This window comes from Legionella birminghamensis, assembly GCF_900452515.1.
GTDB classification, from domain to species: Bacteria; Pseudomonadota; Gammaproteobacteria; order Legionellales; family Legionellaceae; genus Legionella_C; species Legionella_C birminghamensis.
In genome coordinates, this window is sequence record NZ_UGNW01000001.1 from 2,721,653 (window position 1) to 2,735,577 (window position 13,925).

Consider the following 13,925-nt stretch of genomic DNA (forward strand, 5'->3'; position numbering starts at 1 on the left):
ATTTTAATGTTAATTTTAATGATCACGATGCTTTGTTTCATATTGCTAAAAAAAATCATAGGATAGATTGAATTAGCCCTGCGGCTTGTCCCATAGCCTATTTACACAAAGTGCATGAGAATTTATAGCTATCGAATCCCCGCGGCTGCGACCGCGGGACCCATGAAGCCAATTTAATGTTAAGAACACTTGTTTATGGCTACCTGTTAAACCCTATTTTCTGGCAACATTGAAACTTGTCTGAGGACCGTACTACTTCAACAGGCATGGGCCCCGCGGTCGCAGCCGCGGGGATTCGGTGGTCTGTGCCGCGGGGATTCGGATGGGGAAAACGTTTGTGTAGATAGCTACCTGTAGATTAATGCCCACGTATCCGGAGAGAGTAGAAATGCGTAGAATAGCTCAGGGAAGATAGACGTCAAACCGTATTGTTTTTCCTGGAATACTGAAATTGGGAGTCGATAAGGGAGCTAATAGTTGCGGCCATTTTACCACCACTTTACTTCGCACCCTTTTTTGCGCTGTCTGCAATAAAGCCATGGCATCATAATCGGTACCAATTAATTGCTGCAGTACCTGCAAATCTTTTTTCACCAGTGCTGATTTTTGTCTGGCTGGATGCATCGGATCGATATAGATGACATCTGGATATTCATCAACCTCTATCTGATTTAAATAAGAAATCGCATCAACCTGTTTAAGTGATAAATTGAGCGCTTCTCTCGACAATTCATCCTGACGCAGCAAAGCATCCTGTAACAATGCGGCGATCACCGGGTTTCTTTCCAGCATCAGAACACTTGCACCAAATGAAGCGAGAACGGCGGCATCGCGTCCCCAGCCTGCTGTTGCATCAATTATACGAACACTTGGTCCTGGCTTGCAGGCACGGACTATCCCCTGCTTTTTTCCCTCATTTTTACGGCTTTGCCAATAGGCATATTCAAAATTGGCCTGCTGCGGCATAAAAGGAGAAATTCGCAGCGATAAACCATTTTCAGTGAGGAGAAGTTGATTTTTTGCTTTGGAATCCAGTGGTAGTTGTAAACTGTTTGCCAGTTCATTCGCCCGGAGCTGAAGCGATTCATCCTCGCAGGCAATTGACAAATTTTCAATCATGCAGCTTGTCCAGGCTTCTCACATAATCGAGCAGGGAATGGAAAACAGGGACTTCTGGATAATTCATAAGCCCTGCCCTGTCAGTCATTGGCGACAATACCATGACAGGAGTAGCCCCTGCAGCCATTGCGGCCTGAATATCGGATACCCTGTCACCTACAAAATGAACGCCCTCTAATGAACAGGCAAGCTTTTTAGCCAGGCCCAGTAATAAACCCGGCTGGGGCTTGCGGCACTTACACCCTTCCTCCGGCATGTGAATACAATATTCAATAGCAGCAATCTCACCGCCTACCAGCTGTAATTCACTCAGCATTTTCTGATGAATTGATAACAGGGTTTGCTCGGTATAATAGCCGCGTGAAACACCGGATTGATTAGTTGCAATACCAAGCTGATAGCCTAACTGCGTCAGCCGGGCAATGGCTTCCTTGCTGCCCGGTAAGAAGTTAAAATCCTCTTCACAGCGAATATAGTTAATTGAATCGGCATTAATGACTCCATCCCGATCCAGTAAAATCACTTTATTCATGATACCGTCTGTAAAACCGAAATATCTGCTACGCTTTGCAGCAGCCCTTGTAGCCGACCCAATAAGGCCAAACGATTGGCTTTAATTTTCTCATCGTCGACCATCACCATCACCCGTTCAAAAAATGCATCGACTGCAGTTTTTAATCCTGCCAATTGATTTAATATTAGCGAATATTTTTTGCTTTGCTGCCAGCTTTTTGATCTTTCTTCCACTTCAAGCAATGAGGCATAGAGATGCTGCTCGGCAATTTCACTCAGCAGGCTGGAGTCGACATTCTCACTATAGATTTGCTGTTGCAAAATATTGCCTACCCGTTTACAGGCAGCTGCTAAAGAACTGGCTTCGGGCAAATCAATAAATTGAAGCAATGCCTGCACCCGCTGGTCAAAATCATAGAGATTATCTGACTGACGGGCGCGTACCGCCAGCACGATATCATTACTCACATTCTGCGCTTGATAATAGGAATGCAGGCGCTCCAGAATAAATGCCTGAATTTCCTGCAAAGCCGGCTCATTCGCGTTTATCAGCTTGCCATACACTGCAATTGAGGCATTAATCAATTGAGACAGATTCAATGCTACTGGATTATTCATGAGCATGCGGACAATCGCCAAGGCATGCCTTCTCAATTTAAAGGGGTCTTTCATACCGGTTGGCTTTTGCCCTATCGCGAAAATACCGACTAAAGTATCCAGGCGATCAGCAAGTGACAAGGCAAAACCAAGAGACGATTGCGGAAGCGCATCACCTGAAAAACGCGGCAGATATTGTTCATTAAGCGCAATAGCGACATCCAGCTTTTCGCCATCGTGTTTTGCATAATAATACCCCATCAATCCCTGCAATTCGGGAAACTCACCCACCATCCCCGTCATCAGATCGCATTTGCTAAGCTCTGCAGCACGCATGGCCTGCTCTCTATCCAGACCTAATGGCTGAATAAACTGCTCCATAATCGCCTGAATACGCAGGGATTTATCCAGGAGGCTCCCTAGTTTAGCCTGAAAAATCACTTTTGAAATGGCATCCAGATGTCGGGAAAGTGTCTGCTTTTTATCCTGGTCAAAAAAGAAAGCAGCATCGCTCAGACGTGCACGCATTACTTTTTCATTACCCGCTATAACCTGCTCTGGTTTCTTACTTTCAATATTTGAAATAGTGATGAACAAAGGCATCAGCTGCTGTTTTTCATCTTTCAAGGCAAAACATTTCTGATGCGATTGCATCGATGCGATTAATGCTTCAGACGGAACCTCCAAAAATGCCGGATCAAAACCCGCTAATAATGCCTGTGGCCATTCAACAATTGAGGCCACCTCAGTTACCAGTTCGTCAGGCATGACGGCATGCCCTCTAGCCTTCGCTGCTGTTTTTTCAATTTGCTCAACAATTAATTGACGGCGTTTGCTAAAATCAGCCACCACTGAAGCATTGTATAAAGCCTGCTCATAATCCCCGGGATGCTCTATTTGAACAGCCTGCGGGTGATGGAAGCGATGGCCATAAGAAATACGTCCCGTAGCCACTCCCAAAACGCTTGCTTTAATGATTTGCTTACCCCAGAGCATTACGGCCCAATGCACAGGCCGGGAAAACTCTTCATCCCCTGCACCCCAGCGCATAGGCTTGGGAATTGGCAATGCCGATAGTGATTGTTGCACCAGTTCAGGTAATATAGTTTCGCTGGGCGCACCAGGCGAATGACTCTCATAAATGAACCATTCGCCCTTGTCTGTTTTACTGCGGCCAAGCTGATCAACCCCCACCCCGCAGGAACGGGCAAAGCCAAGAAGCGCAGGACTCGGCTTACCGTCTGCATCGTAAGCCACAGCAACTGCCGGTCCTCTTTTCACTGTGGTCTGGGACGGTTGTTCTTTAGCTACTTTACTTATAAGGATCGCAAGACGTCGCGGTGTAGCAAATGACTTAATGGCCTCGTAAGCAATTTGGGCTTTGTCCAAAGCGTCTTTCATGTTATAGGCTAGCTCTTTGGATAAAGGTAAAACAGAACCGGAGGGTAATTCTTCGCAACCTAATTCGAATAAAAAATCATTAACCATTGTTTACACCTTCAATAAAGGAAAACCCAAGGCTTCACGCGCCTGATAATACGCCTGTGCCACAGATCTTGATAACTGACGGACTCGCAGGATATACCGTTGGCGCTCAGTCACTGAGATTGCCCGCCGTGCATCCAGTAAGTTAAATGCATGGGAAGCTTTAATCACCATTTCATAAGCAGGTAAAGGCAAACTCAGGGCAATCAGTTTCTCCGCTTCGCTTTCGTAGTAATCAAACTGTTTAAATAATTCTTCAACATTCGCATGTTCAAAATTATAGGCTGACATTTCCACCTCATTCTGGTGAAAAACATCCCCGTACGTCACCGTCTTATCGGCTGTCTTGCACCAGGGTAAATTAAAGAGGTTATCTACTCCTAATACAGCCATGGCAATACGCTCCAGGCCATAAGTAAGCTCGCCGGTTACCGGTTTGCAGCTCAGGCCGCCTACTTGCTGAAAATAGGTAAACTGGGAAACTTCCATGCCATTCTGCCAGACTTCCCAGCCCAGTCCCCAGGCCCCCAGGGTGGGGGATTCCCAATTGTCTTCTACAAAACGAATATCGTCCGTTAAGGGATCCACACCCAGCGCTCGCAGGGAATCCAGGTATTTCTCCTGAATATCGAGAGGAGATGGCTTTAGAATAACCTGAAACTGATAATAATGTTGTACACGGTTTGGATTATCGCCGTAACGGCCATCAGCCGGCCTGCGTGAAGGCTGCACATAGGCGGTTGCCCAGGGCTCTGGGCCAATTGCTTTTAAAAATGTCGCGGGATGAAAAGTCCCGGCACCGACTTCCATATCCAGAGGCTGTAATAGTACGCATCCCTGCTTGGCCCAGAATTGCTGCAAGGTCAAAATAATGTCCTGGAAAGTCGATGGTTTATTCATGCTTATCTCATCTATATTCTGTGTTTTCTGCAAAGTGAAATGGATTCTGCAATCTTATGCAGGTTGGGCCTTGGCCCAACCTTAGCTCTGGAGTGGTACAACTCGCTTTGTCGGGCCAGGGCCCAACCTGCAATAATTAGTTAATCTTAATTACTTCCCGCTTTTTTGATCATCTCCATTAAGGACTCTTCACTGGCAGCGCCTGGAACAAATGAAGGCTCGCTGCCTGCTTTAAATGTGCCATTTGGTGTAGATGCAATGATAAATGCAGGAGTTCCCATCAGGTGCAGTTTTTCAGCTAACTGGCGATTGGCATCCAGCGCATCGGTTACAGTCTGGCTGTTCATGTCAGCAGCAAACTTGGTCATATCCAGACCCGCTGCTTTCGCTGCATCATTGATGCTTTGATCAGTAATGCGTTGTTCCTGGCCAAATAAAGCATCATGCATAGCTTTGTATTTACCCTGCATGGCGGCAGCTAAAGCAGCTCGAGACGCTTTTTCTGAACTTTTGCCAAAAATAGGGAATTCTTTATAAATGACGCGTAAGTTAGGATCTTTTTGAATCAGGCCGCCTACTATCGGTGCCATCTTTTTGCAATGGATGCATTGGTAATCAAAAAACTCAACCAGGGTTACGTTACCATTGGGATTACCTAACACCGTTAATTTATCACTGAATAAATCATTGGCATTCGTTTGAATTGCGGATTGTGCCTGCTGTTGCATGCTTTGCTGCTGTTTTTGCTGCAGCGCCTGGGACGCTTCAATCAGTACTTCGGGATTATTAACCAAATAATCATGAATAACCTGCTCAATCGCTTTTTTTTGTGCATCGGGCATGGATGCGGCTGCGTTAGTGCCTGCAGCAGTAGTGCTGTCTGCCATAGCGATTGGAGAAAACATTGCAGTAATTAATGCGCCAGCTGTTAATAGTCCTGAAAATTTCACGAAAAGTCCCCTTAATAAATTGTCCAGATTGCTGGTGCTCCAGCACATTGCCTGTGCGGATCCACCCGTTTCAATTTTCCGAATGAACCCTAGCATCAGAGGATTTGAATTTCAAGTTAATTTTAAAAAGTACAATCTTCCGGCGTTAAATTGGCATAAGCAAGTACCAGCCACTTCATTCCATGATTTTTAAATTTAACCTGGACACGCGTATGTGCTCCGGTACCTTCTACAGAAATGACTACACCCGTCCCGAATTTTGCGTGGGAGACGGCCTGGCCCAGTTTTAACCCGGCATCTTCAGCCAGGTTTGCGGTCACGGTTTTTGAAGTGATTGGCTTCTGGAATTGTGTTTTTACCCTTAACTCATGCAGGTGCTCAGGAGGCAATTCCCGCAGGAAACGCGAGGGTCGATGGTACTCTTCGCGTCCATATTGACGCCTTACTTCCGCATACGTGAGAAAAAGCTCTTCCATGGCACGGGTCATCCCCACATAGCAAAGCCGTCTCTCTTCCTCAAGCCGTCCCGGCTCCTCAATAGACTGTTTACCTGGAAACACGCCCTCCTCCATTCCGCTTAGAAATACCAGCGGGAACTCCAGGCCTTTTGCTGCATGAAGTGTCATCAGGTGCACATAACGCTCATGCTCGCCAGCCTGCATTTCCCCTGCTTCGAGCGACGCATGGGCCAGGAATGCAACCAGTAAAGGCAACTCCTCATCATAATCATCCTGCTCATAGCGAAACTCTTTGGCGGCATTCACTAACTCCTGTAAGTTATCAAGACGGGACTCTGATTTATCGCCTTTCACTTTCGCAAAATGCGCGTAAAGGCCGCTTATATTAATGACTTCGCTGATTTGCCTGTCAAGTTCCAGGCCGGCTATCCGCTGTTGCAAATCCTTTATTAAATGAAGGAAGCGTCCCAAAGAACTACTTGCCCTTTGCGTAAGATGTGAGGAATCATTGACTAACAGTTCAGCAGCCTGCCAAAGCGAAATCTGTTCTGATTTTGCCAGTTGGCGTAATTCATCCAGCGTCTTCTCGCCAATACCGCGAGTTGGAAAATTAACAACTCGTTCAAAGGCTGTATCATCCTTTGTATTAGCCATCAACCGCATGTACGCCAATGCGTCTTTGATTTCCGCCCGTTCAAAAAAGCGCAGGCCGCCATGAATACGATAGGCAATGCCGGCATGCAGCAGCGCCTCTTCCAATACCCGTGACTGGGCATTCGAACGATACAGAATGGCAATCTCGTCGGCACTGCGTCCCTGATTGATTGCAAGGCTGATGCGTTCACTGATAAAGCGGGCTTCATCCAGCTCATTAAACGCACTGTAAACCACAATCTTTTCGCCCGTACGGCCATCTGTCCACAAGTCCTTGCCCATGCGGGTTTTATTGTTTGTGATCAAGGCATTGGCTGCTTCGAGGATAGTAGCGGTTGATCTGTAGTTCTGCTCCAGACGGATTGTTTCTGTATTGGGGTAATCCCTGACAAACTGGGCAATATTTTCAACCTTCGCACCTCTCCAGCCATAGATGGACTGGTCATCGTCGCCAACCGCCATAACCACCGCCTGATCACCTGCGAGCAATCGTATCCAGGCATACTGAATAGTATTGGTATCCTGAAACTCATCGACCAGTATGGCATTAAACCGTTGACGATAATGCTCAAGAATATCGGGATTATTACGTAAAAGTTCATGTGTCCGCAGCAGTAATTCCGCAAAATCGATTACTCCCGCATTTTGACAGGCTTGTTCATAGGCTTCATAGATACGGATTAGCGTACGGGTCGGCCCATAACTTTGGGCATGGATATGCTGGGGACGTAAACCCTCATCCTTTCGGCCATTAATAAAGGATTGAGCCTGTTTTACCGGCCATTGTTCTTCATCAAGATTTAACGAGGCAATAACCCGCTTTAACATACGGGCCTGATCATCGCTATCCAGAATGTGGAAGGTTTCCGGAAGATTCGCCCTCTCGAAGTGACGGCGCAGCATGCGGTGGCAGAGTCCATGAAAGGTTCCAACCCATAATCCATGAACCGGTGCATCAAAAATCTGGCCAAGCCGGCTGCGCATCTCACCCGCTGCTTTATTGGTAAAGGTAACCGCCAGGATAGAAGAAAACGGCATATGGTAATGAGAAACCAGCCAGGCAATCCTGCTCACCAATACCCTTGTCTTTCCACTGCCCGCCCCAGCCAGGACCAGAATATTCTTCAAAGAGGCAGTCACGGCTTCATATTGCCGCTGATTTAAACCTTTGGTTAATAATTCTACCGCCATACATGACTCCCGCTTTGAAAAATGAGCTATTATCTTAAATTTAGTGGAGTAATCGCAATAAAAATTATCGATTATTAAATAGACCAGCTTTCCTGTATGGATTATTTTCCAATTCTGGCAAACAAAGTATATGATTAATAAAAAGGAACCTGAGTAATACAATATGCATACCCTCTATCCCTGTATTAAACCCTATCATGTTCATGAGCTTCCCGTTGCCCATCCTCATGTATTGTATGTGGAAGAAACAGGAAATCCCAAAGGTTTGCCAGTCATTGTGTTGCACCCGGGACCAGGTGCAGGCGGAGATGCCTATCTCAGGCGTTTTTTTGATCCACAGATTTATCGCATCATTATCTTTGATCAACGCGGTTGCTGCCGCTCCACTCCTCATCTGGAACTCAATGGCAATTCTACCCAAAATTTACTGGAAGATATTGATGCAATCCGTGATTATCTGGGCATTCAGCGCTTTATTTTATCAGGCGGGGGCTGGGGAAGTTTATTAGCTTTACTTTATGCCCAACTCTATCCTCAGCAAATCTGCGGTTTATTGCTTCATCGAATATTTTTAGGCCGGCAACAGGATATTGACTGGTTTTACCGCCAGGGAGCCAACCTGGTTTATCCCGATTACTGGCAGGAGTTTACCCATTTTGTCCCCGAAGAGGAACTGGGCAAAGTTCCTCAATATTATTCCAGCCGGCTGCTAGGGCCAAATGAACTGGGCCGCATGTCAGCTGCTAAAAACTGGGCACTCTGGTTGGCTCGATGCAGCAGTCTTCAGCCCCATCAAACATTAATCGATCAGTACAGCGATCCGCATTTTGCCTTGACCCTAGCCACTCTTGAGACTCATTATATTAATAACCATTACTTCATCGAAGAAAACCAGATTCTTAATAATACCTATAAATTACGCCATATCCCTGCCTACATCATACACGGCCGTTATGACATGGTATGCCCGCTGGCTGGTGCCCTAACCCTGCATCAGGCCTTACCCGCATCCAATCTCCGCATAGTACGTGATGCCGGCCATTCGGACAAAGAAGCCGGGATCATTGATGCCCTGATTTGCGCCACCAAGGAGATGTCACGCCAGGGATTGGATGCATGCTAACGGTTATTCAGGTCGTGCGGGAAGCGCGTGTAGCAGTTAAGCAGCAAGTAATTGGTGAAATTGGGCGGGGCCTTTTAATCCTCTGTGGCTTTGGGCCTGCCGATACCTCCGAAACTTTAAAAACTATGCTTGATAAATGCCTTAACTTCCGTATTTTCAGTGATGCCGAGGGAAAGATGAATTTAAATTTAAAGCAGGTTGAGGGAGGCTTGCTGCTCGTGCCCCAATTTACCCTGCTGGCTGAAACCCGCAAAGGGCTCCGGCCAAGCTTCTCCAATGCCGCTCCACCCAAACAGGCTAATGCATTATTCAATGAGTTAATTCAACTGGCATCAGAGCATTATTCGATAGTCGCCCAGGGCCAATTTGGTGCTGACATGCAGGTTCATCTCTGCAATGATGGGCCGGTCACTTTTGTGATGGAGTTTTAAAACAGTTTCATATTGTGGGAGATCCTGTGATAGTGGTAACATGAAATCCCGCTGACTCGGAATAATTGAAATATCATGCGTTTAATGGCATTTTTCACCACTACTGCAGGCACCTTAATGCTCGCCTCCTGTATCCACCAGGGTCCTAATCCCGTTGACCCCTACGAGTCCATTAACCGCGAAACCCACAAGTTTAATATGGCATTTGATGCCACCTTTTTAAAACCGCCCGCCCGTCTTTATAAGGCCGTTTTGCCCGGGCAGGTGCGCGCCAGCATCAATAATGCCTATGAGAATGTGAACATGATTCCTACAGTAGGCAATGATTTGCTCCAGGGCGAGTTTCGCCAGGCCACTAAAGACAGCTGGCGCTTTCTGATTAACTCAACGCTTGGAATTGCCGGATTTTTTGATGCCGCAAGCCGCATGGGATTGCCGCCGCATAGCAATGATCTGGGCTTGACCTTTGCAAAATGGGGCGACAAACGATCCCCCTATATTGTTATCCCTTTCCTCGGCCCAAGCACAATCCGCGATGGAATGGGCATGGTGCTGGAATACCCGCTAATGACCCCCTATCCCTACCTGGAACCCGTTCTTACCAATACACTTATCGGCGTCAGATATGTTGATCTCCGCTCCCAGTTGTTTGAAACCGAGAAACTGATGGACGAGGCGCTTGATAAATATGCCTTTATCCGCGATGCTTATTTACAACATCGTAATTACCGGATCACAGGCGAGCAAGGCCAGGCTGTTGATTCCGAATCACTCTATGTGGACGAAAATGACGATGAAAGTGCTGGCGATACAAGCCTTGGTAGTGATTATGTGGATGAATAAGGTAAAATCGTACCTTAGTTCAACATTTACTTAAATCTTATATGCTGCATATTGCTCTTTACCAGCCGGAAATACCCCCCAATACCGGCAATATTATCCGCCTGTGCGCCAATACCGGCGCGCAATTACATCTAATCCATCCGCTTGGTTTTGCTATGGATGACAAGCGTATGCGCCGCGCTGGGCTTGATTATCACGAATGGGCCAGAGTCATTCATTATGAAAATGAAGCCGCATTTATTGCCCAAAATGCACACCGCCGAATTTTTGCCTGCACCACCAAGGGCAGCGTGCATTATGATCAGGTTGCCTATCAGGAGGAAGATCTTCTGCTATTCGGACCAGAAACACGGGGGCTGCCTGCTGAGTTAAGAGAAAACTACCCTGCCATTCGCATTCCGATGAAGGAGAATAGCCGCAGCCTGAATCTTTCCAATTCGGTGGCCATTATCCTTTATGAAGCCTGGAGACAGCTGGGATTTGCTTAGCCTGATCTGGATTCTTCGGCGAATGCAACAGCTAACCCCCACGGCTTCGGCCCATAGATAGCTACACAAATTAGCTATGGAATCCCGCGGAAGGGACCATCCGAATCCCGCGGCAACGACCATCCGAATCCCCGCGGCAACGACCGCGGGGCCCACACGAAGCTTATTTAGAATATCGATTTTGCTAATTTAATAATGTTTGAAAGACTTGTTCCTCACTGCTTTTAATTGCTATGTTCGGCAATAATGGATTTATCTGAGAGCATTTTCGACTACCAGACATGGGCCCCGCGTTCGAAGCCGCGGGGATTCGGATGGCTGAATGAAATAAAACAGCAAAGCTGGGCAGCTACCCATTCTGGTTTGAATCACTGATCCTTAATTCCAGCCACATCGCATTCAATATGGCAAAGCAGCAGGCCAGACCTGTACCTAAAATCCAAGAAAAATACCACATAAAGAACCTCCTAATAGCCAATAGTCGAATTACTCTCGACAGTATCAGTTGTAACCTTGCCTTTTAAAACACGGTAAACCCATGCCGTATAAAGAAGGACCAGGGGTAGCAATATTAATGTTGAGAACAACATGATATTCAAAGTCAACATGCTTGAGGAGCTATCCCACACGATTAAACTCTGCGATGGGTATGTCACAGAAGGTAATATAAATGGAAACATACTAATCCCGACTGTCGCTATAATGCCTGCAACGGTAATGGCGCTGAAAATAAAAGCCCACTTTGGCTTTCTGCTACAAAGAATAGCAAGCAGGGCTGATATCAGGGCGGACACCGGCACCAGCATCGTCCATGGTTTTTGGTAATAGTTATAAAACCAGGCGCCCGGCACATGGGTAACCGTTTTATAAAGCGGGTTAGAGGGGCCGTCATGTGCCACTGGACTCACCAGGGCATAGCCGTCTATCCCCAAATACACCCAGATGCCGCCGGCAATAAATAAAACGATAACCAGCAAGGCTGAGGAACGCGCTGCGATAGCCGCCCTGTTTTGCAGAACTCCATCTGTTTTCACATTGAGAAAAAATGCCCCATGCATTGCCAGCATAGCAACCGACAATACCCCGCATAATAAGGCGAAGGGATTTAACAGCGCTAGAAACGTACCGGTATAAAACGGGCGTAAACTGCTATCAAAATGAAATGGAACCCCCTGCAATACATTGCCGATGGCTACCCCAAAAATCAGTGCGGGCACAAATCCGCCGATAAAAAGTGCGCGATCCCAATTATTCCGCCAGTGTTTTGACTCCAGTTTGGATCGGTATTTAAACCCTACCGGCCGCAGGATTAATGCCAGTAATACCAGCAGCATGGCGAGATAAAACCCGGAAAAGGACAAGGCATATAAAGCAGGCCAGGCGGCAAAAATAGCACCTCCGCCTAAAATAAACCACACCTGATTACCTTCCCAGGTCGGGGCAATGCTATTAATTAATACCCTTTTTTCCGTGTCTCCCTTTGCCAGCCATGGCAGCCACATGACTACCCCCAGATCAAATCCGTCCATTACGGCAAATCCAATCAGCAGTATACCTAACAAAAGCCACCATATTAGACGCAGCATTTCATAATCAAGACTCATTTTTCACTCCCTTGAATCAGACTGGTTGGGCCAAGCCGAATGGCTTTAACCATTAGATACACTTCAATAATGGCAAGTACCGTGTAAAAAATAATAAAACCAGCCAGGGAAGTCGCAACCTGGGAGAAACTGACGGAGGAAGTGGCGATATAAGTTGGCAAGATACCCTGCACAACCCAGGGCTGGCGTCCATATTCTGCGACAATCCAACCTAACTCGGCCGCAATCCATGGTAAGGGAAGTGACCAGAAAGCAATGTGAAGGTACCAGCGGCTGGTATGCAATTTTCGTTTTGTGGATAAATAAAACCCTGTCGCAAACAGCAAAATGAAGAAAAAGCCGCAGGCCACCATGATGCGAAAGGAGAAAAACAGGGGTAATACTTTTGGCTTGAGATCATTAGCAGCCATATTAATTTGTTCTTCCGATGCATCACTTACATTTTCGGTATATTTTTTTAATAAAAGCCCATAGCCTAAAGCATGTCGATGCAATTCAAAATCGGCCTTTGCCTGGCTGTCCTGAGGATTTTGCTGAAGAATCGATAATGCCTTATAAGCCTGCATTCCTTCGCGGATGTTCTGCTTCCCCTCTTCGATCAGTTCTGAAATGCCCTGCAATGGCTCGCTGATAGAACGGGTAGCGATTAGGCCAAGCGCATAGGGAACCTCAAAGCCGTAGTCGGTCGTCTGCGTTTTTTCATTGGGAATGCCAAATACCGTCAAACCTGCCGGGGCTTTTTCTGTGTGCCACATCGCTTCAATGGCAGCAAGCTTCATTTTCTGGTTACTGTTCGCTACATAACCACTCTCATCACCAAGCACTACAACAGACAGGGCCGACGCCAAACCAAATGAAACCGCGACGGTCATGGAGCGCTTGGCCAGATCAATATGGCGTCCCCGCAGCAGGAAATAAGCACTGATCGCCAGAACAAAGATTGCACCCGTGACATAGCCGGCACTAATGGTATGGACAAATTTGGCTTGGGCGACAGGATTAAACATAACTTCGGCAAAGTCACTGACTTCCATCCGCATGGTCTGGTAATCAAATTCGGCACCGACAGGATTCTGCATCCAGCCATTGGCAATTAAAATCCATAATGCTGACAAATTAGTACCTAAAGCCAGCAACCAGGTACAAACCATGTGTTGAAGCTTTGATAATTTATTCCAGCCAAAAAAGAATAGACCGACAAAAGTGGCCTCCAGAAAAAAAGCCATCAAGCCTTCAAGTGCCAGAGGTGCGCCAAATACATCGCCAACATAATGCGAGTAATACGCCCAATTAGTACCAAACTGGAATTCCATGGTTAACCCCGTGGCCACTCCGAGGACAAAATTGATACCAAATAAAAGCCCCCAATACTTAACCATTTGGCGCCAGATGTCACGCCCAGTCATGACGTAAACAGTCTCCATAATGGCTAATAGTAAGGACAATCCAAGTGTTAGTGGAACAAACAGGAAATGATAAAGCGCGGTTAAAGCAAATTGTAAACGGGATAAATCAACAACTTCACTGGCAGGAATCATAGCTCACCTTAGTAACTGAAGTTAAAACAAA

At 46.6% G+C, this 13,925-nt stretch carries 13 protein-coding genes; 4 read left to right on the forward strand and 9 right to left on the reverse strand.

The window, feature by feature from the left end; translation table 11 throughout:
* Positions 1-402: 402 nt before the first annotated feature.
* The 6 genes from DYH42_RS11520 to uvrD all read right to left on the reverse strand — a co-directional run bounded on the left by DYH42_RS11520 (position 403) and on the right by uvrD (position 7,867).
* Positions 403-1,119 carry a class I SAM-dependent methyltransferase gene (locus DYH42_RS11520; protein WP_058523547.1) on the reverse strand — a complete coding sequence of 239 codons (717 nt, stop codon included), beginning with the start codon at positions 1,117-1,119 and terminating at the stop codon, positions 403-405.
* The gene (gene gmhB, locus DYH42_RS11525; protein WP_058523546.1) at positions 1,112-1,651 is read right to left on the reverse strand and encodes a D-glycero-beta-D-manno-heptose 1,7-bisphosphate 7-phosphatase; all 540 of its coding nucleotides are present in this window, start codon (positions 1,649-1,651) and stop codon (positions 1,112-1,114) included. Before gmhB ends, DYH42_RS11520 begins: the two co-directional genes overlap by 8 nt.
* A complete protein-coding gene (gene glyS / locus DYH42_RS11530; protein ID WP_058523545.1) occupies positions 1,648-3,717 on the reverse strand; it encodes a glycine--tRNA ligase subunit beta in 2,070 nt (689 codons plus the stop codon). The genes gmhB and glyS overlap by 4 nt, the downstream gene beginning before the upstream one ends.
* Before the next feature lie 3 nt (positions 3,718-3,720).
* A complete protein-coding gene (gene glyQ / locus DYH42_RS11535; RefSeq protein WP_058523544.1) occupies positions 3,721-4,614 on the reverse strand; it encodes a glycine--tRNA ligase subunit alpha in 894 nt (297 codons plus the stop codon).
* A gap of 146 nt (positions 4,615-4,760) precedes the next feature.
* A complete protein-coding gene (locus DYH42_RS11540) occupies positions 4,761-5,564 on the reverse strand; it encodes a DsbA family protein (protein WP_058523682.1) in 804 nt (267 codons plus the stop codon).
* Between the two features lie 122 nt (positions 5,565-5,686).
* Complete coding sequence (gene uvrD, locus DYH42_RS11545) at positions 5,687-7,867, reverse strand: DNA helicase II (RefSeq protein WP_058523543.1); 2,181 nt, start codon at positions 7,865-7,867, stop codon at positions 5,687-5,689.
* Positions 7,868-8,030: 163 nt separating this feature from the next.
* Between uvrD and pip the strand changes: the two genes are divergently transcribed.
* The 4 genes from pip to trmL all read left to right on the forward strand — a co-directional run bounded on the left by pip (position 8,031) and on the right by trmL (position 10,752).
* Positions 8,031-8,990 carry a prolyl aminopeptidase gene (gene pip / locus DYH42_RS11550; RefSeq protein WP_058523542.1) on the forward strand — a complete coding sequence of 320 codons (960 nt, stop codon included), beginning with the start codon at positions 8,031-8,033 and terminating at the stop codon, positions 8,988-8,990.
* Positions 8,984-9,421 carry a D-aminoacyl-tRNA deacylase gene (dtd, locus tag DYH42_RS11555; RefSeq protein ID WP_058523541.1) on the forward strand — a complete coding sequence of 146 codons (438 nt, stop codon included), beginning with the start codon at positions 8,984-8,986 and terminating at the stop codon, positions 9,419-9,421. Before pip ends, dtd begins: the two co-directional genes overlap by 7 nt.
* A gap of 75 nt (positions 9,422-9,496) precedes the next feature.
* Positions 9,497-10,264: an MlaA family lipoprotein gene (locus DYH42_RS11560; RefSeq protein WP_058523540.1), complete on the forward strand. Its 768-nt coding sequence runs from the start codon at positions 9,497-9,499 to the stop codon at positions 10,262-10,264.
* 41 nt (positions 10,265-10,305) lie between these two features.
* Positions 10,306-10,752 (forward strand): tRNA (uridine(34)/cytosine(34)/5-carboxymethylaminomethyluridine(34)-2'-O)-methyltransferase TrmL, encoded by a 447-nt coding sequence (gene trmL, locus DYH42_RS11565; RefSeq protein ID WP_058523539.1) that lies wholly within the window; start codon positions 10,306-10,308, stop codon positions 10,750-10,752.
* Between the two features lie 349 nt (positions 10,753-11,101).
* Here the strand turns inward: trmL and cydX are convergent, their stop codons facing one another.
* From cydX to DYH42_RS11580, 3 genes are read right to left on the reverse strand one after another with little or no spacing between them, the layout of a single operon-like run.
* Positions 11,102-11,209: a cytochrome bd-I oxidase subunit CydX gene (gene cydX, locus DYH42_RS11570; protein WP_058523538.1), complete on the reverse strand. Its 108-nt coding sequence runs from the start codon at positions 11,207-11,209 to the stop codon at positions 11,102-11,104.
* Between the two features lie 10 nt (positions 11,210-11,219).
* Positions 11,220-12,356, reverse strand: coding sequence for a cytochrome d ubiquinol oxidase subunit II (cydB, locus tag DYH42_RS11575; protein WP_058523537.1), 1,137 nt, complete (start codon positions 12,354-12,356; stop codon positions 11,220-11,222).
* The gene (locus DYH42_RS11580; RefSeq protein ID WP_058523536.1) at positions 12,353-13,894 is read right to left on the reverse strand and encodes a cytochrome ubiquinol oxidase subunit I; all 1,542 of its coding nucleotides are present in this window, start codon (positions 13,892-13,894) and stop codon (positions 12,353-12,355) included. The genes cydB and DYH42_RS11580 overlap by 4 nt, the downstream gene beginning before the upstream one ends.
* Positions 13,895-13,925 lie beyond the last annotated feature (31 nt).

Coding starts and splice junctions, on each gene's coding strand:
- glyQ (WP_058523544.1), bottom strand. CDS start 4,614: ATGAATAAACCATCGACTTTCCAGGACATTATTTTGACCTTGCAGCAA.
- cydB (WP_058523537.1), bottom strand. CDS start 12,356: ATGAGTCTTGATTATGAAATGCTGCGTCTAATATGGTGGCTTTTGTTA.
- uvrD (WP_058523543.1), bottom strand. CDS start 7,867: ATGGCGGTAGAATTATTAACCAAAGGTTTAAATCAGCGGCAATATGAA.
- pip (WP_058523542.1), top strand. CDS start 8,031: ATGCATACCCTCTATCCCTGTATTAAACCCTATCATGTTCATGAGCTT.
- gmhB (WP_058523546.1), bottom strand. CDS start 1,651: ATGAATAAAGTGATTTTACTGGATCGGGATGGAGTCATTAATGCCGAT.
- trmL (WP_058523539.1), top strand. CDS start 10,306: ATGCTGCATATTGCTCTTTACCAGCCGGAAATACCCCCCAATACCGGC.
- DYH42_RS11560 (WP_058523540.1), top strand. CDS start 9,497: ATGCGTTTAATGGCATTTTTCACCACTACTGCAGGCACCTTAATGCTC.
- DYH42_RS11580 (WP_058523536.1), bottom strand. CDS start 13,894: ATGATTCCTGCCAGTGAAGTTGTTGATTTATCCCGTTTACAATTTGCT.
- DYH42_RS11520 (WP_058523547.1), bottom strand. CDS start 1,119: ATGATTGAAAATTTGTCAATTGCCTGCGAGGATGAATCGCTTCAGCTC.
- glyS (WP_058523545.1), bottom strand. CDS start 3,717: ATGGTTAATGATTTTTTATTCGAATTAGGTTGCGAAGAATTACCCTCC.
- dtd (WP_058523541.1), top strand. CDS start 8,984: ATGCTAACGGTTATTCAGGTCGTGCGGGAAGCGCGTGTAGCAGTTAAG.
- cydX (WP_058523538.1), bottom strand. CDS start 11,209: ATGTGGTATTTTTCTTGGATTTTAGGTACAGGTCTGGCCTGCTGCTTT.